This window comes from Pseudomonas sp. LAM2023 (assembly GCF_016620375.1).
GTDB classification, from domain to species: domain Bacteria; phylum Pseudomonadota; class Gammaproteobacteria; order Pseudomonadales; family Pseudomonadaceae; genus Aquipseudomonas; species Aquipseudomonas anuradhapurensis.
Genome location: NZ_JAENHV010000029.1, coordinates 132,888 through 157,902 on the forward strand (window position 1 = coordinate 132,888; position 25,015 = coordinate 157,902).

Annotated in this window: 25 protein-coding genes and 2 tRNA genes; 8 read left to right on the forward strand and 19 right to left on the reverse strand. The window is 62.9% G+C overall.

The window, feature by feature from the left end; genetic code table 11:
- Nucleotides 1-49 precede the first annotated feature (49 nt).
- From JKP78_RS18950 to rfbC, 4 genes are read right to left on the reverse strand one after another with little or no spacing between them, the layout of a single operon-like run.
- On the reverse strand, nucleotides 50-505 hold the full coding sequence (locus JKP78_RS18950) for a thioesterase domain-containing protein (RefSeq protein ID WP_170027831.1): 456 nt from the start codon (nucleotides 503-505) through the stop codon (nucleotides 50-52).
- Complete coding sequence (locus tag JKP78_RS18955) at nucleotides 505-1,911, reverse strand: sigma-54-dependent transcriptional regulator (protein ID WP_200627213.1); 1,407 nt, start codon at nucleotides 1,909-1,911, stop codon at nucleotides 505-507. The genes JKP78_RS18950 and JKP78_RS18955 overlap by 1 nt, the downstream gene beginning before the upstream one ends.
- Complete coding sequence (locus JKP78_RS18960; protein WP_170027833.1) at nucleotides 1,908-3,722, reverse strand: sensor histidine kinase; 1,815 nt, start codon at nucleotides 3,720-3,722, stop codon at nucleotides 1,908-1,910. Before JKP78_RS18960 ends, JKP78_RS18955 begins: the two co-directional genes overlap by 4 nt.
- Nucleotides 3,723-3,764: 42 nt before the next feature.
- A complete protein-coding gene (rfbC, locus tag JKP78_RS18965) occupies nucleotides 3,765-4,310 on the reverse strand; it encodes a dTDP-4-dehydrorhamnose 3,5-epimerase (RefSeq protein ID WP_200627215.1) in 546 nt (181 codons plus the stop codon).
- Nucleotides 4,311-4,572: 262 nt separating this feature from the next.
- Between rfbC and aguA the strand changes: the two genes are divergently transcribed.
- From aguA to JKP78_RS18975, 3 genes are all read left to right on the forward strand, one after another.
- On the forward strand, nucleotides 4,573-5,679 hold the full coding sequence (gene aguA / locus JKP78_RS18970; protein ID WP_186687570.1) for an agmatine deiminase: 1,107 nt from the start codon (nucleotides 4,573-4,575) through the stop codon (nucleotides 5,677-5,679).
- Nucleotides 5,680-5,876: 197 nt separating this feature from the next.
- Nucleotides 5,877-6,074 (forward strand): hypothetical protein, encoded by a 198-nt coding sequence (locus JKP78_RS25170; protein ID WP_225931912.1) that lies wholly within the window; start codon nucleotides 5,877-5,879, stop codon nucleotides 6,072-6,074.
- Between the two features lie 498 nt (nucleotides 6,075-6,572).
- On the forward strand, nucleotides 6,573-7,892 hold the full coding sequence (locus JKP78_RS18975) for an OprD family porin (protein ID WP_186674938.1): 1,320 nt from the start codon (nucleotides 6,573-6,575) through the stop codon (nucleotides 7,890-7,892).
- Nucleotides 7,893-7,934: 42 nt separating this feature from the next.
- On the opposite strand, the gene JKP78_RS18980 is transcribed toward JKP78_RS18975, so the two are convergent.
- From JKP78_RS18980 to JKP78_RS18995, 4 genes are all read right to left on the reverse strand, one after another.
- Nucleotides 7,935-9,599, reverse strand: a complete 1,665-nt coding sequence (locus tag JKP78_RS18980; RefSeq protein WP_200627217.1) for an FMN-binding glutamate synthase family protein — start codon at nucleotides 9,597-9,599, stop codon at nucleotides 7,935-7,937.
- A 136-nt stretch (nucleotides 9,600-9,735) separates the two neighbouring features.
- A complete protein-coding gene (locus JKP78_RS18985; RefSeq protein ID WP_186674940.1) occupies nucleotides 9,736-9,945 on the reverse strand; it encodes a DUF3079 domain-containing protein in 210 nt (69 codons plus the stop codon).
- A gap of 148 nt (nucleotides 9,946-10,093) precedes the next feature.
- Nucleotides 10,094-10,169, reverse strand: a tRNA-Thr gene (locus JKP78_RS18990).
- 98 nt (nucleotides 10,170-10,267) lie between these two features.
- Nucleotides 10,268-10,516 (reverse strand): hypothetical protein, encoded by a 249-nt coding sequence (locus tag JKP78_RS18995; RefSeq protein WP_186687562.1) that lies wholly within the window; start codon nucleotides 10,514-10,516, stop codon nucleotides 10,268-10,270.
- Between the two features lie 524 nt (nucleotides 10,517-11,040).
- Here JKP78_RS18995 and JKP78_RS19000 point away from each other — a divergent pair.
- Nucleotides 11,041-11,325 (forward strand): DUF3077 domain-containing protein, encoded by a 285-nt coding sequence (locus tag JKP78_RS19000; RefSeq protein ID WP_186687560.1) that lies wholly within the window; start codon nucleotides 11,041-11,043, stop codon nucleotides 11,323-11,325.
- Nucleotides 11,326-11,693: 368 nt separating this feature from the next.
- Here the strand turns inward: JKP78_RS19000 and JKP78_RS19005 are convergent, their stop codons facing one another.
- The 5 genes from JKP78_RS19005 to JKP78_RS19025 form a co-directional block, all read right to left on the reverse strand.
- Nucleotides 11,694-12,899 (reverse strand): methyltransferase, encoded by a 1,206-nt coding sequence (locus tag JKP78_RS19005; RefSeq protein WP_200627219.1) that lies wholly within the window; start codon nucleotides 12,897-12,899, stop codon nucleotides 11,694-11,696.
- A gap of 128 nt (nucleotides 12,900-13,027) precedes the next feature.
- Entirely contained in the window at nucleotides 13,028-13,717 is a 690-nt protein-coding gene (locus tag JKP78_RS19010) for an ABC transporter permease (RefSeq protein WP_170027845.1), read from the reverse strand.
- Entirely contained in the window at nucleotides 13,717-14,409 is a 693-nt protein-coding gene (locus JKP78_RS19015) for an ABC transporter permease (RefSeq protein ID WP_170027846.1), read from the reverse strand. The genes JKP78_RS19010 and JKP78_RS19015 overlap by 1 nt, the downstream gene beginning before the upstream one ends.
- Before the next feature lie 54 nt (nucleotides 14,410-14,463).
- Complete coding sequence (locus JKP78_RS19020) at nucleotides 14,464-15,219, reverse strand: ABC transporter substrate-binding protein (RefSeq protein WP_186687556.1); 756 nt, start codon at nucleotides 15,217-15,219, stop codon at nucleotides 14,464-14,466.
- 11 nt (nucleotides 15,220-15,230) lie between these two features.
- Nucleotides 15,231-16,004: an ABC transporter ATP-binding protein gene (locus JKP78_RS19025; protein WP_003257472.1), complete on the reverse strand. Its 774-nt coding sequence runs from the start codon at nucleotides 16,002-16,004 to the stop codon at nucleotides 15,231-15,233.
- Between the two features lie 639 nt (nucleotides 16,005-16,643).
- Between JKP78_RS19025 and gabP the strand changes: the two genes are divergently transcribed.
- On the forward strand, nucleotides 16,644-18,029 hold the full coding sequence (gabP, locus tag JKP78_RS19030; RefSeq protein ID WP_200627221.1) for a GABA permease: 1,386 nt from the start codon (nucleotides 16,644-16,646) through the stop codon (nucleotides 18,027-18,029).
- A gap of 181 nt (nucleotides 18,030-18,210) precedes the next feature.
- Here gabP and JKP78_RS19035 read toward each other — a convergent pair whose 3' ends face one another.
- A complete protein-coding gene (locus tag JKP78_RS19035; RefSeq protein ID WP_170027848.1) occupies nucleotides 18,211-18,654 on the reverse strand; it encodes a hypothetical protein in 444 nt (147 codons plus the stop codon).
- A 233-nt stretch (nucleotides 18,655-18,887) separates the two neighbouring features.
- On the opposite strand from JKP78_RS19035, the gene JKP78_RS19040 reads away from it, so the two are divergent.
- Nucleotides 18,888-19,121 carry a hypothetical protein gene (locus JKP78_RS19040; protein WP_200627223.1) on the forward strand — a complete coding sequence of 78 codons (234 nt, stop codon included), beginning with the start codon at nucleotides 18,888-18,890 and terminating at the stop codon, nucleotides 19,119-19,121.
- A 54-nt stretch (nucleotides 19,122-19,175) separates the two neighbouring features.
- Here the strand turns inward: JKP78_RS19040 and ppk2 are convergent, their stop codons facing one another.
- Nucleotides 19,176-20,156: a polyphosphate kinase 2 gene (gene ppk2 / locus JKP78_RS19045; protein WP_234454665.1), complete on the reverse strand. Its 981-nt coding sequence runs from the start codon at nucleotides 20,154-20,156 to the stop codon at nucleotides 19,176-19,178.
- Nucleotides 20,157-20,305: 149 nt separating this feature from the next.
- Between ppk2 and JKP78_RS19050 the strand changes: the two genes are divergently transcribed.
- Together JKP78_RS19050 and JKP78_RS19055 are read left to right on the forward strand one after the other, a co-directional pair.
- The gene (locus JKP78_RS19050; RefSeq protein ID WP_200627225.1) at nucleotides 20,306-20,596 is read left to right on the forward strand and encodes a type II toxin-antitoxin system RelE/ParE family toxin; all 291 of its coding nucleotides are present in this window, start codon (nucleotides 20,306-20,308) and stop codon (nucleotides 20,594-20,596) included.
- 9 nt (nucleotides 20,597-20,605) lie between these two features.
- Entirely contained in the window at nucleotides 20,606-20,908 is a 303-nt protein-coding gene (locus JKP78_RS19055; protein ID WP_200627227.1) for an addiction module antidote protein, read from the forward strand.
- Between the two features lie 131 nt (nucleotides 20,909-21,039).
- Here JKP78_RS19055 and JKP78_RS19060 read toward each other — a convergent pair.
- The 4 genes from JKP78_RS19060 to JKP78_RS19075 all read right to left on the reverse strand — a co-directional run bounded on the left by JKP78_RS19060 (nucleotide 21,040) and on the right by JKP78_RS19075 (nucleotide 24,776).
- A tRNA-Phe gene (locus tag JKP78_RS19060) sits at nucleotides 21,040-21,115 on the reverse strand.
- Nucleotides 21,116-21,205: 90 nt separating this feature from the next.
- Nucleotides 21,206-21,478, reverse strand: coding sequence for an oxidative damage protection protein (locus JKP78_RS19065; protein WP_003257478.1), 273 nt, complete (start codon nucleotides 21,476-21,478; stop codon nucleotides 21,206-21,208).
- Nucleotides 21,475-22,542 carry an A/G-specific adenine glycosylase gene (gene mutY, locus JKP78_RS19070; RefSeq protein ID WP_186687552.1) on the reverse strand — a complete coding sequence of 356 codons (1,068 nt, stop codon included), beginning with the start codon at nucleotides 22,540-22,542 and terminating at the stop codon, nucleotides 21,475-21,477. The genes JKP78_RS19065 and mutY overlap by 4 nt, the downstream gene beginning before the upstream one ends.
- A complete protein-coding gene (locus JKP78_RS19075) occupies nucleotides 22,539-24,776 on the reverse strand; it encodes an AsmA family protein (RefSeq protein ID WP_200627229.1) in 2,238 nt (745 codons plus the stop codon). The genes mutY and JKP78_RS19075 overlap by 4 nt, the downstream gene beginning before the upstream one ends.
- Between the last annotated feature and the right edge of the window lie 239 nt (nucleotides 24,777-25,015).

A 25,015-nucleotide genomic window follows, 5' to 3' on the forward strand; every position in this document is an offset into this window, starting at 1 on the left:
CCTTGGGGCCGCGTTGCGGCCCGATCGCGACACAAGGCCGCTCAGGGTTTCAGCGGTGCAGGACGTACTGCCCGCTGAACCTTACCGCCGGCTCGTCACTACCGGCATTGCTCACCGTGGTTTCCAGCGTCAGCCGCGCCCGCCCGCGACGCTGGTACATCGTCACGAAGCGTTCCCAGGTCTTTTCGTCCGGCGCCGCGCAACGTGCCACCGCCGCCCCGGTCACCGGCAGCGGATAATTGATCTGCCCCTCCTGGATGACGATATGCCCGTCATCGATCCCCAGCTCGCGCAGGCGCAGGTGCAGCCAGCCCCAACCCACCAATACGGCCGCGCAGTACAGGCTGCCACCGAACATGGTGCTCTTGTGGTTGACGTTGGCCGCCAACGGCAGTTGCAGGCGCAGGGTGTGCTGCTGCCAGTCGAGCACCTCCAGGCCCATTTCGCGGGTCAGCGGGATGTCGCCGTGCAGCACGGCCTGGAGATACTGGCTATCGCTATTCATCAACGGTGGTCCTCATGATCGTCTTGCCCGCCGCTGCCACCGTCAAAGCTCAAGCCATGCTTGCGCAACTTGTCGTGCAGGGTCTTGCGGGGAATGCCCAGCGCTTCGGCCAGGCTGCGCATGGAGCTGTGGGGCTGGGCCAGTTCGGCGGCGATCAGCGAGCGCTCGAACTGCTCGACCTGCTCGCTGAGGTTGCCGCTCAGCAGGGGTGCCGCCGGCATCGCGGCAGGCGTTGCCTGGCCATCCAGGGCCAGCTCCAGGCCCAGGGCGAAACGTTCGGCGGCGTTCTGCAATTCGCGCACGTTACCGGGCCAGGCGTGGCGCAGCAGCATGGCGCGTTGGGCCGGCTGCAGGGTGTGCGGGGGCAGGCCATGGCGCTGGCTGGCGGCGTCGGCGAAGTGCTGGAACAGCACCAGGATGTCATCACCGCGTTCGCGCAGCGGCGGAATACGCAGCGGCGCCACGTTCAGGCGGTAATACAGGTCGGCGCGAAAGCGCCCCTGGTCGGCGGACTGGCGCAGGTCTTCCTTGGTCGCGGCGATGATGCGGATGTCCAGCGGGATCAGCTGGTTGCCACCCAGGCGTTCGACTACCCGTTCCTGCAGCAGGCGCAGCAGTTTCACTTGCACATCCAGGCTCATGCTCTCGATCTCGTCGAGGAACAGCGTGCCGCCATTGGCAAACTCGAACTTGCCGATGCGGCGCTTCTGCGCACCGGTGAAGGCGCCGGGCTCATGGCCGAACAGCTCGCTTTCGACCACCGATTCGGCCAGGGCGCCGGCGTTGATCGCCACGAACGGGCCATCGCGGCGGCTGGACAGGTCGTGCAGGGCGCGGGCCACTACTTCCTTGCCCGCGCCGGTCTCGCCCAGGATCAGCACGTCGGCACGGGTGCCAGCCAGGGCGCCGATCTGCTCGCGCAGGCGCTGCATGGCCGGCGACTGGCCGACCAGGCGGGTGGCCAGTTGCTGGCGGTCGCTCAGGGCCAGGCGCAGGCTGCGGTTGTCCAGCACCAGGCGGCGCAAGGCCAGGGCGCGGCGTACGCTGTCGAGCAGCGCGTCACTGGCGAAGGGCTTTTCCAGAAAGTCATAGGCGCCGGCGCGCATCGCCTGCACCGCCAGCGGCACATCGCCGTGGCCGGTAATCAGCAGCACCGGCAGCTCGGCGTCGCGGCCATGCAGCTGTTCCAGCAACTGCAAGCCATCGATACTGGGCATGCGGATATCGCTGACCACTACCCCAGGCCAGTCGGCTTCGATGCGCTCGGCCAGGCCGTGGGCATCGGCCAGGGCGACCACCTTGAGCCCGGCCAGGTCCAGGGTCTGGCTCAGCGCCTGGCGCAGGTGCGGGTCGTCGTCGACCAGGATCACCTGGGCTTGGCTGTCGATGAGTGTCTCGGTGGTCATGCCGAGGGGTCCTCCGAATTGGGCAAAGTAGCGCCAGGCGCGGCCACACGCAGCTGCAAGGTCAGCAGTGCGCCACCTTCCGGGTGGTTGGCCAGCAGCAGTTCACCGCCCAGGGCGCGCATCAGGCTTTCGCAGATGGCCAGGCCCAGGCCCAGGCCCTGGGTGCGGGTCTTGGTGGTGAAGAATGGCTCCTTGGCGTGCTCCAGGGCCTGGCGGCTGAAGCCGGGGCCGTTGTCGCGAATGTACAGGTAGACGCAGTCGTCGCGCTGCTCGGCACTCAGCCACAGGCGGCGGGGGTTGGCCTTTTCGGTCAGGGCATCGAGGGCATTGGCCAACAGGTTGCCGAGCACCTGGCGCAGGCGGGTCTCGCCAGCCTGGACCCACAAGGTGGCTTCCGGCAGGTCGCGAATCAGCTCCACGGCCATGGCGCGCCGACGCTTGGCCAGCAGCGCGAGGGCATCGTCCAGGGCCGGCTGCAGCGCCACGCTCTCCGGTGCATGGCGGTCACGGCGGGCGAAGGCGCGCAAGTGGGCGATGATCGAGGCCATGCGCCCGGTCAGCTCGCCGATCAGCTTGAGGTTGCCGCGGGCGTCCTCGATGCGCTGGTGGTCGAGCAGGATTTCGGCGTTTTCCGCGTAGCTGCGGATGGCCGCCAGCGGTTGGTTGAGTTCGTGGCTGATGCTGGCCGACATGGTGCCGAGCACCGACAGCTTGCCGGCCTGTACCAGCTCGTCCTGGGCGCGCACTGCCTCCTGCTGGGCGTTCTCGCGCTCCAGCACGGCACGCTTGAGGCGGGTGTTCAGGCCTTCCAGGTCGGCGGTGCGCTCGGCCACGCGTTGTTCCAGTTCCTGCCGGCCACGGGCCTCGAAATCGATACGGTCGATGTAGTGGCGGCGCCGTTGCATCACCAGGCCGGCCAGCAGCATCAGCACCAGCAAGGTGCCGGCACCGATGGCCATCACCGTTTGCACCGAGCGGTCGACCAGCATGCGCGGGGCAAGGATGCTGACCTGCCAGCCGGTTTCCGGGATGTCGCGGGTCTGGGCGATCCACGCTTGCGGGTTGAGCACCAGCGGTTGCGGGGCCTGGGTCGGGTAGGGCTGGATGGCGATGATGGCCTGGCGCTCGGCCTCGCTCAGCGGGCGGGTGGCACGGAAGCGCCAGTCCGGCCGTGAGGTGAGGATGACCACGCCATTGTGGTCGGTCAGCAGCAGTTGCTCGGGGGTACGGCCCCACAGGGTTTCGGTGTGGTCGAGGTCGACCTTGACCACCAGCACGCCAACGATGCGCTCCCGGTCGCGTACCGCCGCGGCAAAGAAGTAGCCACGCTTGGCCGATGTGGTGCCCTGGCCGAAGAAGCGCCCCAGGCGGCCGGCCATGGCTTCGTTGAAGTAGGGGCGGAAGGCGAAGTTGCGGCCGACGAAGCTGTCGCGCTTGTCCCAGTTGGAGGCGGCCAGGGTGTTGCCGTTGATGTCCATCAGGTACATCACCTCGGCGCCGGTCTGCTCGACGATGCCTTTGAGCAGGCGGTTGGCGTTGGTCACCGCTTCCAGGCGCAACGGGTCGGCCAGCACGCTGCGCAGCGCCGGCAGGTCGCCGAGGATCTGCGGCAAGGTCTCGTAGCGGTGCAGGGTACCGAGCAGGTTGGCCACGTACAGGTCGAGGGTCTGGCGGTTCTGCGAGGCCAGCTCTTGCTGGTAATAACGTTCGGCCAGGTGATGCAGAGGCCACAGTAACGGGGCCAGGCACAGGGCCAGCAGGGCCAGGCTGCGCCAGCGCGGACGGCGAGGGGGCGTGGGTTTTGCAATCATCACGTAGAGGCGCCAGGAAAGTCTGACGCAATTATGCGCTAGTTAAGGCAGCAGTTCCGCCTTTGCCCATGAACTGCCGACCTTGTCCTTGTCCGACAGCAACGGTGGCTGTTCCAGCCCCCAGTCGATGGCCAGGTCTGGGTCATCCCAGCGGATACAGCGCTCGGCGACTGGGTTGTAGTAGTCGGTGGTCTTGTACAGGAATTCGGCGGCGTCGCTCAGCACTGCGAAGCCATGGGCAAAACCGGGTGGAATCCATAGCTGGCGATGGTTGTTGGCCGACAGCTGCACCGCCACCCACTGGCCGAAGGTGGGCGAACTCTTGCGCACATCCACAGCAACGTCACGGATCTCGCCCTGCACCACGCGCACCAGCTTGCCCTGGGTGTTTTCCACCTGGTAGTGCAGGCCGCGCAGTACCCCCTTGATGGAGCGCGATTGGTTGTCCTGGACGAACGTCGTCGCCACGCCGGTTTGCCGGGCGAACTCACGGGCGTTGAATACCTCGAAGAAGAACCCACGGCTGTCACCGAAGACCTTCGGCTCGATGATCAGGACGTCGGGGATTGCGGTGGGGATGATATTCATGACGGATCGCTGGCCGGTTTGCCTACGTAATGACCCTAGCTGTACTCGACGGTTTTGTCCGCCCTGCGCTGCAACGGCTTCACAAGGCCCGGCTATGGTATGTGCCTTGGGATAGCCGGATGCCTATCGATTGATATCGGCTTAAAGGCGCTGATCGGTCACTTCGACTTCCTATATGATGCTTTAAATGTCGATATATATCGGTTATAAATGGACAAACGCCCCAGCACAGTCCGGCTCAGGGCCATCACAGAGGTCAACCATGAAAACCCTCAACTCCACCCCCCGTGCCGATGGTTTCCACATGCCCGCCGAGTGGGCCCCGCAAACCCAGGTATGGATGGTCTGGCCAGAGCGCCCGGACAACTGGCGCCTGGGCGGCAAGCCGGCACAAGCTGCCCATGTGACCCTGGCCAAGGCGATTGCCCGCTTCGAGCCGGTCACCGTCGCGGTTTCTGCTGCGCAGTACGAAAATGCCCGTCGCCAACTCGACCAGCCGAACATCCGCGTGGTCGAGATCAGCAACGATGACGCCTGGGTGCGTGACACCGGCCCGACCTTCGTCATCAACGACCAGGGTGAAGTACGCGGGGTGGACTGGGGCTTCAACGCCTGGGGCGGCTTCGACGGCGGCCTGTATGCACCCTGGAACCGCGACGAGGAACTGGCGGCCAAGGTGCTGGAAATGGAGCGCTGCCAGCGCTACCACACCGAAGGCTTCGTGCTCGAAGGCGGTTCCATCCATGTGGACGGTGAAGGCACCGTGATCACCACCGAAGAATGCCTGCTCAACCGCAACCGCAACCCGCACCTGAGCCGCGAGCAGATCGAAGCGGTATTGCGTGACCACCTGGCGGTGGACACCGTGGTCTGGCTGCCGGATGGCCTGTACAACGACGAAACCGATGGCCACGTCGACAACTTCTGCTGTTACGTGCGCCCGGGCGAAGTGTTACTGGCCTGGACCGATGATTCCAACGACCCCAACTATGCACGCTGCCACGCTGCCATGGAGGTGCTCAAGCGCACCCGTGATGCCAAGGGCCGTGAATTCATCGTGCATAAAATGCCAATCCCGGGCCCGCTGTTCGCCACCGCTGAAGAATGTGCCGGTGTCGACCAGGTGGCCGGCAGCCAGGAGCGTGACCCGTCGGTGCGCCTGGCCGGCTCGTACGTCAACTTCCTGATCGTCAACGGCGGCATCATCGCCCCAAGCTTTGACGACCCGGCAGATACTGAGGCCAGAGCGATCCTGGAGAAGGTGTTCCCCGATCATGAAGTGGTGATGATCCCCGGCCGCGAGCTGTTGTTGGGCGGTGGCAATATCCACTGCCTGACCCAGCAGCAGCCAGCGCCGATCAAGCGTTGAGCGCAGCGTGAATGAAGAGGCCCGTCACCTGACGGGCCTTTTTCATTTCCGGGCGATGTCCGGTGGGTTGTGCTGGCATATCTTTTGTATTGATTTCAAATGGATAGCCAGATCGGTGGCCCGGCGAGCCCGCGCTATCGATCTGTAACAATACATAAGTAGATTTGCCGTCCACGGGCCTAGGAGTACGTGTAGAGATGAATGCAGCAAGTGAGTCGGCTTTGCGCCCATCGGCAGTGAATCACCAATCGCTCAAGCTTGTGGCGAAGTGGTTGAAACACCATGGAAGCATCAGGGTCAGGACGACCGACCCACGACATCTGCTTGCCGGGCGATATCCCCAAGGCCTGATCAGCGAAGCAGAAATGCAGGCGCTGATGGCGGTGTGGCACTGATCGGTTGTTTGAACCTGCCGGCCCCTGTGGGAGCGGGCTTGCCCGCGAAGGGGCCGGCACAGGCAACAGGCATCTATGAAGGTACAACCCTCGGCCAGCCCCCACCCTGGCCACTTCTCGCTTCACCCTGCCGTCCCACAGCACACGCCCCTGCGTCTTGCCCTGCACCTAGGCCCTCGCCCCACAATCAGTCCGACTTTTCCTACTCAAGATAAATTGCCTGCTGATAGCGCAACGCTAGGCAGAAATGCACTCGGCTTGCCCACATTTTGGTTATAACCATCTTCATTTCACGATTTTTTGACATTTGCAAACGCGCACGGCTAGGATTCGGCCAACGCCTGCTGGCCATCATCGTGGCCACGCAGCTGCCAGAGCCGCCGTGTGAGTACCGGCAGGCCTTCCAGTCTGGATCCGCATAGCGTCGAACCTACGAAGGGGCGTTGGTTCCTGGCGTCATATTGCAGAGCGTTTTTGATTACGAACAAGGAAAACAACATGTTGAAAACCAGGATCAGCCTGGTCGCCCTGGCGATGATCGCCGCGACCCAGGCCCAGGCCAATGACCAGGCCGACAGCAAAGGCTTTATCGAGGACAGCCACGCCAACGTCCTGCTGCGCAACGCCTACATCAATCGTGACAAGAAGCACGGCACCGACGACCAGATCGAATGGGGCCAGGGCGTCATCGCCAACTTCTCTTCCGGCTTCACCCAGGGCACCGTCGGTGTCGGCGTCGATGCATTCGGCCTGTACGCCGTGCGTCTGGACGGCGGCAAGGGCCACAACGGTGGCGCTGGTGTCGACTTCTTCAAGCCATCGGACTTCAAGGACGAGAACGGCAACGCCAACTCGCCGCACAATCTGGCCCGTGGTGGCGCTGCAGTGAAGTTCCGCATCTCCAACACCGTGCTCAAGTACGGTGACCAGATGCCGGCACTGCCTGTGCTGCAATACGACGACGCTCGCCTGCTGCCAGAAAGCTTCACCGGCACCCTGATCACCTCCAAGGAAATCCAGGGTCTGGAACTGAACGCCGGCCGCTTCACCCAGGAAGCGCGCAAGAGCGCCGAGCGCCGTGACGGTGGTGGCCTGAAGTCGATCAACGTGCTCGGTGGCAGCTACAAGTTCACCGACAACTTCACCGCTTCGCTGTACACCGCCGACAACGAAGACGTGATGAAGAAGCACTATCTGGGCCTGAACTACGTCTTCCCGATTGCCAACGACCAGTCCCTGACCCTGGACTTCAACGGCTACAAGTCGGACATCGACAACAAGTTCGTCAAGAGCGCCGAACTCAACGGCGACTCCAACACCATCTGGAGCCTGGCCGCCACCTACGCCTACGGTGCGCACTCGTTCACCATCGCCCACCAGCGCAGCACCGGCAGCACCGGCTACAACTACGGCTGGTACCAGAATGCCGGCGGCGTGGGTGACGGTGGTTCGACCATCTACCTGGCCAACTCGTACTGGTCCGACTTCAACGCCGAAGACGAGCGTTCCTGGCAGCTGGGCTACGGCCTGGACTTCGGTGCCTACGGCATTCCGGGCCTGACCTACAAGCTGGCCTACGTGGTGGGTGACAACATCAATACCCGCAACGTCGCCAACCCGCAGGGCTTCGGCGAAGGTAAAGAGCGCGAGATCTTCAACCAGATCCGTTACGTGGTGCAGGACGGCCCGGCCAAGGACCTGTCGATCAAGCTGCGTAGCTCGTTCGTGCGTACCAACAACGCCGTGCAGCAGAACGGTTACAACGACGACGGCAACGAAGTCCGCGTATTCGTCGAGTACCCGATCAGCATCTTCTGATCAGCAGAGCCTGGGGCTGCAGGGCAGCCCCAGGCTTTTCTGTTACGCCGGCTCCACCTCCCTGCGCCGCACCGCTGCAACCCTCACCTCCCCCTCACCCGTCTCTGGCGCAAAACTGTCGCTACGCGCCATCCGCCACATCCGCGCATAAAACTCGCTTTCAATCGAGCCACTGAGCAATTCGCCCGGCTTGAGAAACGTGTGCAGGTCCGAAAACAAGCCGATTTCGCTTGAGCTGATACGCCGCGCTAGGTGCTTGGGTTTGAGCTGCGAAGGGTGCTCCAGCCCCGCAGCGGCCAGCATCTCTGCCAACGCATGCAGCGTATTGCGATGGAAGCTGGCAACCCGTTCAGCCTTGTCCGGCACCACCAGGGCGCGCTGGCGCAGTGGGTCTTGCGTGGCCACCCCGGTCGGGCACTTGTTGGTGTGGCAGCTCTGCGACTGGATGCAGCCGATGGCGAACATGAAGCCGCGCGCGGAGTTGACCCAGTCAGCGCCGATAGCCAGCACACTGGCGATGTCGAAGGCGCTGACGATCTTGCCCGCTGCGCCAATGCGAATGCTGGAGCGCAGGTTCAGGCCGACCAGGGTGTTGTGCACGAACATCAGGCCCTCGCGCATCGGTACGCCCATGTTGTCGCTGAACTCGCGTGGCGCCGCGCCGGTACCGCCTTCCTTGCCGTCGACGACGATGAAGTCCGGGGTAATGCCGGTGGCCAGCATTGCCTTGGCGATGCCCATGAATTCCCACGGGTGGCCCAGGCAGAACTTGAAGCCCACCGGCTTGCCGCCCGACAGCTCGCGCAGGCTGGCAATGAACTGCAGCAACTCGACCGGCGTGCGGAAGGCACTGTGCGCCGCTGGCGATATGCAGTCTTCACCCTCGCGTACGCCCCGCGTCTGGGCGATTTCGCGGCTGACCTTGTGCCCCGGCAGGATGCCGCCGTGGCCCGGCTTGGCGCCCTGGCTGAGCTTGACCTCGATCATCTTCACCTGCGGCGAGCGGGCCTGCTCGGCGAAGCGCTGCGGGTCGAAGCGACCGTCCTCGGTGCGGCAGCCGAAGTAGCCACTGCCGATTTCCCAGATCAGGTCACCGCCATGTTCGCGGTGGTACGGGCTGATACTGCCTTCGCCCGTGTCATGGGCAAAACGGCCCATGCGTGCACCACGGTTGAGCGCCGCGATGGCGTTGGCGCTGAGCGCGCCGAAGCTCATCGCGGAAATGTTGAAGATCGACGCCGAGTAGGGCAGGCGACACTGCGGCCCGCCGATGGCGATGCGAAACGAGGCAGGGTCCGGCGTGTTTACCGGCAACATGGAATGGCTGATGAACTCGAAGCCGGGCTTGTAGGCGTCGTTGAGCGTGCCAAAGGCTTTTTCGGCGCTTTCGTTCTTGGCCCGGGCGTAGACCAGCGAGCGCTGAGCGCGGGAAAACGGCAGCTTGTCGTCGTCGCCCTCAATCAGGTACTGGCGGATTTCCGGGCGGATGGTTTCGATCAGGTAGCGGATGTTGCCCAGGATCGGGTAGTTGCGGCGCACGGCATGGTGGCTTTGGCGCAGGTCGTTGAGGCCGACCAGGCTGAGCAACGCGGTGATCAGCGTGATGGGCCACAGCCAGGCATGCGTGTGTAGCAACGGCAGGCTGGCGAGGGTGAATAGTAGGCAGAATGCGAGGCAGGCGTAGCGGCTGGGTAGGGAATGTTTCATGGGTCCATCACAGGCGGGATGACCCGGCCTAGGATAGGCAAAGCAGGGTTAGGGAAAACCTGGGGAATCGGTAAAAGACTGTTGCATGGTTGTCATGGCTCTGGCCTGGACGGGCGCCGATTTAATGCATGGTTTGTCAGGGCTTGGGGGCTGTTCCATGCTCGCGGTCGATCGGTTTTTCCAGTTGGTTATCGAAACTGTCCCAGTCTTCGCCGAACAGTTCTGCTGGATGCATGGTCCGGCTCGCGCCGTTGCCGCATGCGAGTGCCTTGGCTGGGCAGTAGAGGTCGCAGCCCCAGCAGATGCGTTCGGGGTGGCTGGGGTTGGTGGGGAATTTCTTGGCCATGGTGAGCTGCCTCGATGGGGGCTGATCTCAGGCTAAGTCATCTGTCTGGAGCGGGCTTGATTGGGGTCAAGTCTGGGGAGGGAGCGAGCGGAGTGTACTTAAAACAAAAAAGGCTCACCTTTCGGTGAGCCTTCTTTGATACTGCGTATGGTGCCGGCACCAGGAATCGAACCCGGGACCTACTGATTACAAGTCAGTTGCTCTACCATCTGAGCTATACCGGCAGTGGGGCGTCATTATAACGATCGGTTGGCGCCTGTAAACCACTTCCTTGCGATTGTTCGCAAATGACCTAAGTTACCGGTCTGAAAGAAGAATTTTCCTACCAGCCGCGGTGGATGGTAGTGACGCTTGGCTCGGTTTTGCCCGGGTTGAAGAACAGCTTGTCGTTGTCGCAGCCACGCTTGCGGCAAGGGCTTTCGGTGCGCAGGGGCAGGCCGTTGTCGCCGCCAAGCTGCATGCCGGGGTGGTTCCAGCCCAGGCTGCTGCGGGGTTGGGGCGGGGTGCTGCTGGCGCAGGCGGTCAGAGCCAGGGTGAGGCACAGCAGGGCGAGGGGCTTGGTCTGGGTCACGATGGTCGGGTCCGTTAGTCCATTGTCGGTTCTGGCGCAACGCCAGAAGGTCGCGGGGCTGGCGGGCAGCGCGCGACGTCACTTTTTAATGATTTGGGGGCGGATGATACACCGTTGCGGTGGTTGAGCATTAGCCTTGTGTTGTCTGGTAGGGCCTCATCGCGGGTGAACCCGCTCCTACAGGTACCGCGTCGCTGTGAAGATAGAGGTCAGACAATTCTGAACTTGGGGGCAAATGCTTCAAGGTTTGGGGGCCTCGGACCTATCCTACGCGCGCCGCTGAAGTATCGCTGTTGTCGGGGAAATGGCTCACGGATACCGTTTTCGGGTCGCTCTGGCGACCGGGTGTGAGAACCCGATTACGAATTTAGCGGCTGCGTTATGGCGACCGTGCGCGGGCAGACTTCGGTCTGGCCGAGGCTTCCTATATTCACTCGGTTTCTCACCCCGTGCACGGTTGCCGCCCTTCGTTCCGTGAGAAGAACGAAGGTGGTAACTCCTTGAGGAATATAGGAGTTTGAAAATTGAAAGATTCTGATCTCAGCAGTCCCAAGCCAATCACCACCGCAGGCGTGGAAACCTTCCTCGCAGCCGGCAACCCGTCCCTCAACCTGCTACGCGTCGAGCCCGGCGTCCCGGCCGATGCTGTCTACGAGCACGTCTCGATCCTGATGGGCTACATCAAGCACCTGGTGCGCGAAGGGGATATGGAGGATGACCATAAATTCCTCGGTGCGGCCGACTATTTGTGCGACATGGCCAAGGCGCTGATGAACGATGTCGAGATTGCCAGGAACAAGGCGCACTGAATCCTGACGCGGACGGGTGTGTGTAGGAGCGGCCTTGTGTCGCGATGGGCTGCGAAGCAGCCCCCAGTACTCTCTGTAATTACGCTAAAAGCGGGGCCGCTTTGCGGCCCATCGCGACACAAGACCGCTCCTACAGGGATTGCGTTGGCAGCTGTGGTCGCTAACCACAACAAATGTTTATGCACAAGTGGCATTGACGGCTTGCGCGAAACGCATGCCGGATCGGCATTCCGCTGGTCTTTGCGCAAACGCCTGTTTTTACTGGGCTTGAAGTACTAGGCGGAATAAGCCAAACGCTTGAAATAGCGCTTGGATCCAACAGCTAATCAAAAGCTTGTACACAGAGTTATCCACAGGTTGTACTGCGGCTAACGGTCGCGTTCGGCGAGAATCAGCAGGTTGCGTGGAGTCAGTGGATAGTCACAGAACAGGCCCAGTTGCACGTTATAGCCGCGTTCTTCCAGAAACAGGGCGCGATCCAGTACCAGCCACAGCTCCAGCGGCCGACGGAACAGGTTGCGCACGCGCTCCAGGTTACGGACCTCGGCCAGGCGTTGCCAGCCGGCTGCTTCCAAGGCCGCCCAGTCCGGGTTGCCGGTCAGTTGCAGTTGCTTGAGCGCGGCCAGGTCGCGGCAGTATTGCTCGAAGGGCTTTTCCAGCCAGGCCACAGGCAACGAAGGCGTCGGTAGGTATTCGGCGCTCTGGCGCTGCTGGCGTTGCAGCAGGTCGAAGCCCAGGCGCCGGGCCATCGAGGTGTCGCGCTGGCGCCGCACGCGGGCGCCGGCGGTGACGGTTTCGCTCAGCGGCAGGCCCAGGTCGTCCAGCGACAGCTGCAGGATGGACGCTTGCGCGGCTGTGGATAACGGCTGGTACTGCTGCGCCGCAATTCGGTTGTAGCAGCAAGGGGCCACGGCCAGCTGCCGGCAGCCTTGCTGGCTGGCCAGCTGCATCAGGCGTACATGCAAGTCGCCACAGGCGTGCAGGGCGACCACGGTTTTGTCGTCTGCCAGGTGGCGGGCGCTGTCGTCGGCCATCACATCCTGGTGCAGGTGCAGCGCCGGCAGGTGATGGTGCGCGCTCAGGGCCTGGCCGGCGGCGACCAGGTCGGCGTCGTATTCCAGGCAGGTCAGCTGCTGGCCAGGTTGCAGCAGGCGGCGGCCGAGGTGGCCTTTGCCGGCGCACCAGTCCAGCCAGTGGCGGGGCTGCGCGCGGAAGCTCAGGTGGCTGGCGAAGGCTTCGATCTGCTGCCATTTGCGACCGGGGACGGCAACGTCGAGGCGGTGGGCGGCAGCGGGCAGGTCGGTGGCCGGGAGGTTGCCAAGGGTAGCGAGCTGTTGGGCTTGCCGGGCCAGTTGTGGGAATGGGGCGGGCAAGGCCGAGGCGGTGCCTTCGCTTTCGGTGTCTGCCAGGGAGCTCTGGCGCAGGTGGGCGGCTAGTTCTGGATGCGCGGTTTCCCACTCCAGTTGCAGGGTAGTGAAGGGGCGGGGTTTCCACAGCTGCTGGTGCTCGATCAGGAATTGGTCGAGGGCCTGGAAGCGGGTGCTTAGGTGGTGGCTGTGGAGGTGGCTGGGCATGGCAAGGATGTGTGGTGGTTTTGAGGACCTCTTCGCGGGCACGCCCGCTCCCACAGGTATAGCGCCACATTCAAGGTTGGCGCTACACCTGTGGGAGCGGGCGTGCCCGCGAAGCAGTCAGTGAAGTTTCAGCGGCCTTGGCAGGCATCCACACGCAGCCAGCGCTCCAGCAGCTTGAAGCCCTGCACCAGCACGAACGAGATCACCAGGTAGAACACCCCGGCGGCAAAGAAGATCTCTACCGGCAGGTAGGTGCGGGCAATGATGGTACGGGCCATGCCGGTCAGTTCCAGCAGGGTCACGGTACTGGCCAGGGCGCTGGCCTTGAGCATCAGGATCACTTCGTTGCTGTACGCCGGCAGGCCGATGCGCGCGGCGCGTGGCAGCATGATGTAGAACAGCGTCTTGCCACGCGACATGCCCAGCGCCCGTGCCGCCTCGATCTCACCCTTGGGGATCGACTGCAGCGCGCCGCGCAAAATCTCGGCGATGTACGCGGCGGTGTGCAGCGTCATGGTCAGCACCGTGCACCAGAACGGATCGCGCAGGTAAGGCCACAGCGAACTCGAACGCACCACGTCGAATTGCGCCAGGCCGTAATAGACCAGGAACAGCTGCACCAGCAGCGGCGTACCGCGGAAGAAGAAGATGTAGCTGAACGGCACGGCGCGCACATACCAGTGGCGCGAAGAGCGGGCGATGCCCAGCGGGATGGCCAGGATCAGCCCGGCCACCACGGCGATGGCTACCAGCTCCAGGGTCAGGGTGGCACCCTGGGCCAGGCGCGGCAGCCATTTGATGATCACTTCCCAGTTCATTACACGGCCCTCGCAAAGCCGCGAGCGGCGCGTTTTTCCATGAAGTGCATGCCGGTCATGGCGATGATGGTCAGGCTCAGGTAGATGCAGGCCGCGACCATGTAGAAGGTGAACGGCTCCTTGGTCACGGTCACGCCGATTTGCGCGTGGCGCATGATTTCTTCCAGGCCGATCACCGACACCAGGGCGGTGTCCTTCATCAGGATCATGAACAGGTTGCCCAGGCCGGGCAGGGCGATACGCCACATCTGTGGCAGGATGATCCGCGACAGGATGCGGCCCTTGGACAGGCCCAGCGCCAGGCCGGCTTCGCGGTGGCCCTTGGGGATCGCCAGGATCGCGCCACGGAACACTTCGGTGGCGTAGGCGCCAAAGCACAGGCCCAGGGCAATCACGCCTGCCGCGAAGGCGCTGAGCTCCAGGCCCGGCATGTTCAAGGCTTCACCGAGGGCATTCATCAAGCCGACGGTGCCGAAATAGATAAGCAGGACCCACAGCAGTTCGGGCACGCCGCGCACCAGGGTCGAATAGAAGCCGCCAAGCCATTGCAAAGGCTTGACCGAGGAAGTCTTGGCCAGGGCGCCGAGCAGGCCCAAAACCAGGCCCAGCAGCAAGGCGCAAAGCGCCAGTTTTACGGTCATCAGGGTGCCGGCCATCATGGCCGGACCGAATCCGTGCAGGTCAATATTCATGGGCAGGTCATTCTAGGGACTGGCGCGCCGCAAGGGCGCGCCAGTCAGGGCGGGTCATTCGATGCTGAACGGGAAGTACTTGTCGTTGATCTTCTTGTACGTTCCGTCGGCCTTGATTTCTGCCAGGGCTTTGTTCAGGTCGTTGCGCAGCTTGTCGTCGCCCTTGCGCACGGCAATGCCGATCTTGTCGCTGTCCATCACCGGCTCGCCCTTGAACTCGAAGTTCGAGCCGTCCTTGCTCTTGAGCCACTCGTACTGCACGTACTTGTCGGCCAGGATGCCGTCGATGCGGCCGGAGACCAGGTCGAGGTAGGCGTTTTCCTGGGTGTCGTACAGCTTGATCTCTACGTCATCGCCGTAGTTGTCTTCCAGCCAGGTGCCAGCCAGGGTGGCGCGCTGGGTGCCGATCACCTTGCCCTTGAGCGAGGCCTTGTCGGTCTTGAAGTCGACGTTCTTCGGCGCGATGAACTGCAGCTTGTTGGAGTAGTACGGGTCGGTGAAGTCCACGGCCTGCTTGCGCTCGTCAGTGATCGACAGCGACGACACCAGGAAGTCGAACTTCTTGGCATTCAGCGCCGGGATGATGCCGTCCCAGTCCGAGGTGACGACCGAGCACTCGACTTTCATCTTGGCGCACAGGGCGTCGCCGATGTCCTTGTCGAAGCCGACCACGTTACCGCTGGCATCCTTGTTGTTGAACGGTGGGTAGGCGGCCTCGATACCCATGCGCAGTTTTTCTGCGGCCATGGCGTTGGCCGACATCACCAGCGTGGCAGCGGCTGCCAGGAGAAACTTCTTGTAAGTGTGCATGTATTGCTCCGTTAACGGTGGCTGGACATGAATTGCTTGCAACGCGCCGAGGTCGGGTTCTCGAACACCTGCTGCGGCGATCCCTGCTCTTCGACCAGGCCCTGGTGCAGGAAGACGACTTCACTGGACACATGCCGGGCAAAGCTCATCTCGTGCGTGACCAGCAGCATGGTACGGCCTTCTTCGGCCAATGCGCGGATAACGTTTAGCACTTCCTGGACCATTTCCGGGTCGAGCGCCGAAGTTGGCTCGTCGAACAGGATGACCTTGGGCTTCATGGCCAGGGTACGGGCAATGGCGGCACGCTGTTGCTGGCCACCGGAAAGCTGGGCGGGGTAACTGTGGCGTTTGTCGTAGATGCCGACCTTGTTCAGCAGCGCTTCGGCGGCTTCGATGGCCTCGGCCTTGCTCTGGCCAAGTACGCGGCGTGGCGCCTCGATGATGTTGTCGAGGATCGACATGTGCGGCCACAGGTTGAAGTTCTGGAAGACGAAGCCGATCTCGCTGCGCAGGCGGTTGATCTGGCGATTGTCGGCGGCGACCAGGTCGCCGTTCTTGGCGGCCTTGAGCTTGAGCGCTTCACCGGCGACGAGGATTTCGCCCTGGTGCGGGTTCTCGAGCAGGTTGATGCAGCGCAGCAGGGTGGACTTGCCGGAGCCGGACGACCCCAGGATGGAGATCACGTCACCGTCGCGTGCGGTCAGCGAAATGCCCTTGAGAATTTCCTGCTCGCCGTAGCGTTTGTGCAGGTTGCGGATTTCCAGCGCGGGCGTGGCCTGAGCCATGTGCGGTCCTCATTGTGTTCGGGTGCGTTCCCAGCTGTTGGCGGCCTTCCTGGCGAGCGCCAAGCTAGCATAGCGGTATCGCGGCGGCCAACAGGGGCGCCAGGTGCTCGGGGCGCTGGTGGGGCAGTTTGTCGCATCGCTGCAGCGCAACGTCGCGCGGATGTCCGCGAAGGTCTCGCCCAGCACCAGAGCCTTGATGAAAAAAGGCGCGATGGTGCCAGCTTTGGCCGGCTCAGGGAAGCGCTTTTAGACCATTCGCGGGTAGATCCGCGCCGCCAAGGCTGCCGCGCCGGTGAAAACAGGTGCACCTGCACAGGCCTTTATAAGGTGTTCGGTTGTACCTGTGGGTTGCACTTTTTTGCCTTGCAGCGGTGCAAAGGTGTTACCGAGGAGCACCTTTGGTGCGTTTGTAAGTGGGTATTCCAGTAATCCGAAGATTTGATGTCCTTTCGGTCAGCTCTTGGCCGAAAGCCCTCCGAACCGCGTGCTGAAAGGCCTGCCGGGCTTTCTGACGAACGCATTCAGCACATGGCGCGCTTATTGCCAGCAGGAAACCGCCGATTGCAGCGACGCCCAGGTCAACCCTTGGCGCGCTTTGTAACCGCAGTCGGGTGGTCCACTCCTTACAAAGGTAGTTTTATGAGCGGTAACAATTCCAATGACCTCGCTCAGGGGCTCAAACAACGGCATGTGACCATGCTGTCCATCGCTGGCGTGATCGGTGCCGGCCTTTTCGTTGGCTCCGGCCACGCCATTGCCGCTGCCGGCCCTGCCGTGCTGCTGGCTTACGCTGCTGCCGGTACGCTGGTCGTACTGGTCATGCGCATGTTGGGTGAAATGGCGGTCGCCTCGCCTGACACCGGTTCGTTCTCTACTTATGCCGACCGCGCCATCGGGCGCTGGGCCGGTTTCACCATCGGCTGGCTGTACTGGTGGTTCTGGGTGCTGGTGATTCCGCTGGAAGCCAACGCCGCCGCAGCCATCCTGCACGCCTGGTTCCCTGCGGTCGACCTGTGGGCGTTCTCCCTGGTGATCACCCTGGCGCTGACCCTGACCAACCTGTGCAGCGTGAAGAACTACGGTGAGTTCGAGTTCTGGTTCGCCCTGCTCAAGGTGCTGGCGATCATCGGCTTCATCGCCGTGGGTTGTGCTGCCTTGTTCGGCTTCGTGCCGAGCAGCCAGGTCAGCGGTGCCAGCCACCTGTTCGACACCCAGGGCTTCATGCCCAACGGCCTGGGCGCGGTGCTGGCAGCCATGCTGACCACCATGTTCTCGTTCATGGGTACCGAAATCGTCACCATCGCCGCGGCCGAGTCGAAGGACCCGGGCAAGCAGATCAGCCGTGCTACCAACTCGGTCATCTGGCGTATCTGCCTGTTCTACCTGGTGTCGATCTTCCTGGTCGTGGCCCTGGTGCCGTGGAACGCCCCGGCGCTGGCCGAAACCGGTTCCTACCAGACCGTGCTGAGCCGCATCGGCGTGCCGAATGCCAAGCTGATCGTCGACATCGTCGTGCTGATCGCGGTAACCAGCTGCCTGAACTCGGCGCTGTACACCTCCTCGCGCATGCTGTTCTCGCTGAGCAAGCGCGGTGACGCCCCGGCCATCGCCCAGCGCACCACCAAGTCGGCTACCCCGCATGTGGCTGTGCTGCTGTCTACCGCAGCGGCGTTCCTTTGCGTGTTCGCCAACTTCGTGGCCCCGGCCCAGGTGTTCGAGTTCCTGCTGGCCAGCTCCGGTGCCATTGCGCTGCTGGTGTACCTGGTGATTGCCGTGTCGCAGCTGCGCATGCGTGCCCAGCGTGAGGCCCGCGGCGAGAAGATTACCTTCAAGATGTGGCTGTTCCCGGGCCTGACCTGGGCGACCATCGCCTTCATCATTGCCATTTTGGTGGTGATGGCGCTGCGTGAAGACCACCGCGCCGAAATCATCGCGACCGCGCTGCTGAGCATTGGTGTGGTGGCGGCGGGCTTGCTGGTGCACCGCAAGCGTGAAGCTGCCGGGCGGGTAGCGCTGGATAACTGATCCGCGCTGGCTGCAAATGAAAAGGCCGCGTCCTGTGCAGGGCGCGGCCTTTTTTGTTGCCTGTTCCGGCCCTTTCGCGGGCTTGCCCGCTCCCACATGGGTGGCGTTGCCTTCAGGCTGGCGGTGAACCTGTGGGAGCGGGCAAGCCCGCGAAGAGGCCGGAACAGGCTACCTGGCCCTGTCAGCCAAACTGCTTCTGTTGTTGCTGCTGCTTGGCAACCAGCTCCGATGCCGCGACATAAGCTGCCTGGAATTCGTCGCTTTCCAGCCAGGCCATGGTGGCCTCTTCGTCTGCACCGTCCAGCCATTTGCGGTAGGCGTTGAACACCAGCACGATGTAGTCGGTGGCGTGTTCTTCCTTGTGCCCCTTGAGCACCAGGCCCAGCAGCGGGTCTACCAGGAACACCGAGATCATCGGTACCAGGCCGCCCTCCTGGGCTTCCTTCATCTTCTTGAACAGCGCATCGTAGCTGCCCGACTCCATGGCCTTGTTGTACACCTGCTCGATGCTGGCACTGTCGCCGGCACTGGCTTTGACCGCCTGGCCGCTGCGTACCATGCGGTTCTGCTTGGCCTTGCTGGCGGCGCGCTTGGCGCGTTTCTGTTGCTTGGTAGGGGTGGCCATGGGGCAAATCCTGAGGCTGCTGGAAATTGCGCGTATTGAAGCGCAATTGCCGGATAAACCCAAGCCGTGTGCCGCCGCGGGGCGATGCTCTCTGCGATGGACATGCCTCCAGCTTATGCCCGCTACCTGAACTGCATAACGTCTCTGCACCGTCATCCCTGTCTGGGTGGCGGCTCACTGCTATGTCAATCGGCGTTTGCAAAACGCGCGCAGCTGCGCGGAAGGAGAGAGCCATGAAGCATTTCTATCTTGTAACCCTGTATGGCTATGACGAGGAGGGTAGACTTTTTTATGCGACCGGTTTCGCCAAGTGCGACCGACAGTCGATCACAAAGGCTGACGTTGCGGCAATTAGCGAAAAAGCCCAGGAAGACAGTGAGTTTCCGCTTGATCTGCACGGAATCTCCTATATGGGCTGCATGACCCAAGATGCTTTCGAGCATCTTCGTTGCATGACAGGCGACTAAGATGCGCCCGCAGCCCGTCTCGGGCTGCGGCGTCTGTCGATGGCAGGTCGGGCGTCAGCCTGCTGGCCGTGGTGTCTCGTCTTCTTCGAAACCACGTGAAGCCCGGCCTACCAGCTGCGGGTCGGGGGCGTGTGCCACCTGCGGGTCCTTGCCCGGGTAGTCCAGCGAATGCAGGAAGTGGCGGATACAGTTGATCCGCGCCCGTTTCTTGTCATCGGACTTGATCACCGTCCAGGGCGCGTCGGCGGTATCGGTATGGAAGAACATCGCCTCCTTGGCGGCGGTATAGTCCTCCCACTTGTCCAGCGACTTGATGTCGATGGGTGACAGCTTCCAGTGCTTGAGCGGGTCGTCCCGGCGCGAGATGAAACGGCGCAGTTGCTCTTCGCGGTTCACCGAGAACCAGTACTTGAACAGCAGGATGCCGCTGTTGCACAGCATGCGTTCCAGCTCCGGCGCCTGGCGCATGAACTCCAGGTACTGCAGTGGCGTGCAGAAATCCATCACCTTCTCGACCCCGGCGCGGTTGTACCAGGAGCGGTCAAAGAACACCATTTCACCCGCCGTGGGCAGGTGCTGGATGTAGCGCTGGAAGTACCACTGGCCTTTTTCCTGCTCGGAAGGCTTCTCCAGGGCCACGATGCGCGCACCGCGCGGGTTGAGGTGCTCCATGAAACGCTTGATGGTACCGCCCTTGCCGGCTGCATCGCGCCCTTCGAACAGGATTACCACGCGCTGGCCGGTTTCCTTCACCCAGCTTTGCACCTTCAGCAATTCGATCTGCAGCGCGTGCTTGGCCTTTTCATAGTCCTGGCGGCGCAGCCGGGTGCGGTAGGGGTAGCTTTCTGGCAGGCGGGCTGAAGTGCTGTCTTCGTTGCTGCCTTTGGGTGCCGTGGCCACTTCCAGGGCTGCGGGTTGCTGGCTGACACGGGTGATGCTCGGCTCCGGCTTGCGCTGGCGTGGGCGGCGGGTGCGGGCTGGGGCGGCAGCAGGTTCGCTGGGGGCGGGGAGCAGGAGGGGGGATTCTTCGCTCATGACGGTCCTTGCGGGTCGATTCGGATGGCCATCTGGCATTCTAGGATGAGCGATTAATGGCATTTTGATGCTGGTCAACAGCGTATGGATAAACAGTTTGAAACAGCTGCAAATTGAATGTAGTGTGAACTACGGTTTACATTTTTCTCATGCACACATTAATTCAAGCCGAGACCTACCGAAGGTGGTTCGCTGCTCTGCGTGATCCACGGGCAAAGGCTCGTATCAACGTCAGGTTGCGTCGAGTGGAGCTCGGGGTGATGGGGGACTGTAAGCCCGTTGCTGTGGGAGTATCCGAACTCAGGATCGATTATGTTCCGGGCTATCGGGTGTATTTCGTTCAACGAGGCTATGAGGTGATCATCCTCTTGGCGGGTGGCGATAAGGCCAGCCAGGCCAGAGATATCAAATCTGCCCTCAAGCTCGCACGAGACCTTTAGGAGGCTGCCATGACAGATATCAAGCTGAGCAAATGGGACGCTGTGGACCATTTGAAAACAGAGGAAGACATGGCCTTGTACCTTGAGGCGTGTCTGGAGGAAAACGACCCGGCACTGCTTGCTGCTGCTTTGGGCGATATCGCCCGTGCCCGAGGCATGGCTCAGTTGGCGCGTGACACCGGCCTGACACGGGAAGGGCTGTACAAGGCGCTGTCTGCGGAAGGTAACCCGAGCCTGGCAACCATCATGAAAGTGATGGCGGCGCTGGGGGTAAGGCTTCATGCCGAGCTGCTGCCGCGCGCTGCAGGATAAGGTTCATGGGATGGTAGCAAGGCCGGTAGGCTGCCATGCCTTGCGCAAAAATCGCAGACAACAAAAAACCCGCACTAGGCGGGTTTCTTGTTGTCGCTTCGGGTAACTTTGCAACCACCAGAAGCTGAAGGTGGTGCCCAGAGACGGAGTCGAACCGCCGACACGAGGATTTTCAATCCTCTGCTCTACCGACTGAGCTATCTGGGCGACGAGGTGAATTAAATAGACTTTCAGACCGCTCGTCAACGACTTTTTGAAAAAATTTTAAATTAATTCCGTCGCTTACGTTCCGTGGGGTCATTCCGAGGGCGGCACGTAGCCTTCCGCCTGGGCGTATTCTTCGCCGGCGAAAAACTTGTCCATCTCGCCCTGGAGGAATTTGCGGTCCTCGGCGTTCATCATGTTCAGGCGCTTTTCGTTGATCAGCATGGTCTGGTGTTTCTGCCAGTCGGCCCAGGCCTTCTGCGAGATGTGTTCGAAGATGTCCTGGCCCTTGGCGCCGGGGTAGGGCGGGCGCTCCAGGCCTGGCAGTTCTTCTTTGTACTTGCGGCACATCACGGTGCGGGTCATCGGGCGTCTCCTGCAATCAGTTCGTCGGCCGCGCGTTTGAGCAGCTTTTTCACCGGGGCGGCAAGGCCCAGGCGCGGCGGGGTGGCGAGGTTATACCAGAGCCAGTCGGCCTCGGCCACGTGCTGGCCGAGCGGGTCGACGCGCACCAGCCAGGGCTCGATCGCCAGCTGGAAGTGGCTGAAGGTATGGGTCAGGCCGTCCATGGCGCGGCTTTCGGCCAGGCGCAGGCCGTGCTGGTAGGCCAGGTCGTCGAGCTGGGCGATGTCGTCCAGTTCCGGCAGGCTCCACAAGCCACCCCACAACCCGCTGGACGGGCGGCGGTAAAGCAGGATGGCGCCTTCGTGGTTGGCCAGCAGCGGCATCAGCGTGCGCCGTTGTGGCAGCGCCTTGCGCGGCTTGGGTTCCGGGTAGCGGGTTTCTTCGCCATGCAGGTGCGCTTGGCAGCCGCGCCGCAGTGGGCAGATCAGGCAGCTGGGCTTGCTGCGGGTGCACAGCGTGGCGCCCATGTCCATCATCGCCTGGGTGTAGTGGTTGGCGCGCTGCTGCGGGGTAAAGCGCTCGGCCGTGGCCCACAGCTGGTTGGCCACCTTGGGCTCGCCAGGGTAGCCGGCCTGGGCGGTGTAGCGGGCCAGCACGCGTTTCACGTTGCCGTCGAGGATCGGTGCGCGGATGCCCATGCTGATGCTGGCGATGGCGCCTGCGGTGGAACGGCCGATGCCGGGCAGCTCGGTGAGCTGCTCGACACTGCGCGGGAATTCGCCAGCATGCTGCTCGACCACGATCTTCGCGGCCTTCTGCAGGTTGCGCGCCCGGGTGTAGTAGCCCAGGCCGGTCCACAGGTGCAGCACCTCGTCCTCGGGCGCTTCGGCCAGGGCCTGCACGGTCGGCAGGGCCTGCATGAAGCGGTCGAAGTAGTTGAGCACGGTGCTGACCTGGGTCTGCTGCAGCATGATTTCCGACACCCACACCCGGTACGGGGTGATGCCCTGCTGCCAGGGCAGGTCGTGCCGGCCGTGCTCGTCATACCAATCCAGCACAGCGCTGGAGAACTGCTCTGGGGTCATCGCTTGAACAGCCCCTTGAGCGCGTCTTTCACTTCCGGGCTCACTTTGTCTCCGAGTTTTTCATCGAGCTTTTCCTGCAGGCGGTTGCCGGCCAGCTTGGCGGCAACCTTGCCCAGGCCGTCCTGGTCCAGGCGGCAGGCCTTGGCGCCCAGCTCCAGCGGGCCGCGGCAACGCAGTGGCACTTCCACGCCAACATAGCGTTCGTTGACCTGGCAGGCCGGGTCGGGCATGGCGCGCTGGTCGCCTTCGACAATCACGCCGACCTTGTAGTCCATGCCTAGCACGCGCAGGTCGAGGTCCCCCTGGCCGTTGACGGTAAGGCCTGGGATGCGCGCCTTGAGGTCCGGGTTGCTGGCGACCCCATTGCGTACCACCAGGCTGCCGCGCAGCTCCTGGAAGGGGGTGTCCTTGCCGCGAGGCTCGCCGTTCAGCGATTTGCGGTTGAGCGTGGCGATGGCCTGGCACAGTTGCTGTTCCAGGTTGGCATTGACCAGCACGCCGTCGTTGATGACGAAACTGGCGTTGCCGTTGAGGGTATCCACCAGGGCCTTGTGGCTGTTGCCGGTGGCGGTCAGGTCGCTGGTCAGGGTCAGCAGGCCTTTGACCGGCGGCTGCTGTTCCTTGCCCTCGGTCTTGATGAAGTGCTCCACCGGTACCCGCTGGATGTTGGTGTTGACGCCCAGTTGCGGCACGGCAGGGCGAACATCGACGGTGCCCTTGGCCTCGAAGGTGCCGTTGTACAGCCCGCCACGCAGGGTTTGCAGGGTCAGCAGGCCGCCCTGGCCGATGGCCTTGAGCTGGGCATCGGTGATCGGCAGTTTATCCAGGGTCAGCGCGCCGAAGGCCAGGTCGGCCTGCAGGTCGAGGGCGCGCAGGCGGTCGACCGGCAACAGCTTGTCGTCGCTCCAGGCTACCTGGGTGGGGGCGTTGGGCAGCGGCGTGGTGCCGGCACCGGCGACCGCGCTGGCTTCCTGCTGCTTGACCTCGGCCTGGCGCGCGGCAGTGGCACCCTTGGCCTGCTCGCTCTTGGCCGGCAGGTAGCGGTCGGCGTCGAAGCTGTCGCCCTTGAGCTGCAGGCGCAGGGCTTGCTTGGCGAAATCCTCGACGGCCACGCGGCCGGTGAAGGTGCTGTCGTCCAGCTTCACGGCCAGGTCTTCCAGGGCCAGGCTGTTCGGCGTGCCTTGCAGGCGGGTGACCATTTCCAGCCTGGAGAAGGCTGCCGGGTCGTTGCTGGCCGGTAGTGGGCGGCCAATGCTGTCGAGGAACGTGCGCAGGTCGAACTGGGCGATGGACAGGCCGCCGCTGAGCTGGGGTGCCTTGTCCAGGTCACGCAGGTTCAGCTCGCCCAGGGCGCGCAGCTGGTTGGCCGATACTTTCAGGCCGCTCCACGAGGCGACATTGGCGCCCAGGTCGACCAGCAGTTGGCCCTGCGCGGCGAAGGTTACAGTCTTGCCGCCGGTTGGCTCGCCCGAGGTTTCGCCCGACAGGCGCATGTCTTCGAAGTTGTAGCGCTTGAGCTTGCGGTCGAAGCGCAACTCGCCGGCCAGCTCGGTGCGGGCCTTGATGTTCGGCTGGCTGGCGCTGAGGAAGGCGCTGGCCTTGAGCGGAATGTTCGCGCCTTCGTGGACCGGGCCGGTGCTCAGCTGGATGCTCTCGGCGCTGTAGCTGTGGCCGGTCTTGGCATCGGTGTACTGCACGCGGGCGTTGTTCACGGTCAGGCTGTCGATATCCAGCTTGACCGCGCGGTCGTTGCTGGGGGCCGGTGCAGGCTGTTGTTCGGCGGGTGCCTGGGCCGGGGCATTGGCCTGCGCGCCGGCGTCCTGGGCGGGCAACGGCTTGCCGATGTCTTCCCAGTTGCCATGGCCCTGTTCGTCACGCGCCAGGGTCAGGTTCAGGCCCTCGACGCGCACGTCGCTCATCTGTACTTCGCGGCGCAGCAGTGGCAGCACACGCACCGACAAGCCCAGCATCTGCAGGTCGGCGAACGGCTCCTTGGGTTTGTTCAAGGTGGCGATGCTTGCTTCGTGCAGCTCCAGGCCCAGCCATGGGAACAGGCTCCAGCCAATGTCACCGTTGAGGGTGAGCTCGACGTGTGCCTTGTCGCGCGCCAGCTGGCGAATCTCGTCTTTGTAGTCGTTGGGATCGAACAGGTGGGTCAGGGCGAAGCCCAGCGCCACGATGATCAGCAGCAACCCGAGAAGCCCAAGTCCCAGGATTTTGCCGAACGCTTTCATGGGCGAGTCCTTGTAGTCGTTTGAAATTCAAGCGCCAGAGTATAGCGCCGCAGTGGTTGTCCCTGCGTATTCGACTAGAGATACAGGGCATTTCCTACGTGTGCATCAGAGGGTAAGGCTTTCGACAACCACGATTTTGCCAGTTCCGCATGTTTCGCCGGCACTGGCCTAATCACCTTCCAGCCAGCGCCCCACAGGCTGCACAAACCTCGCTGGCTGTTGCGTCCCGGTGGGCGCCG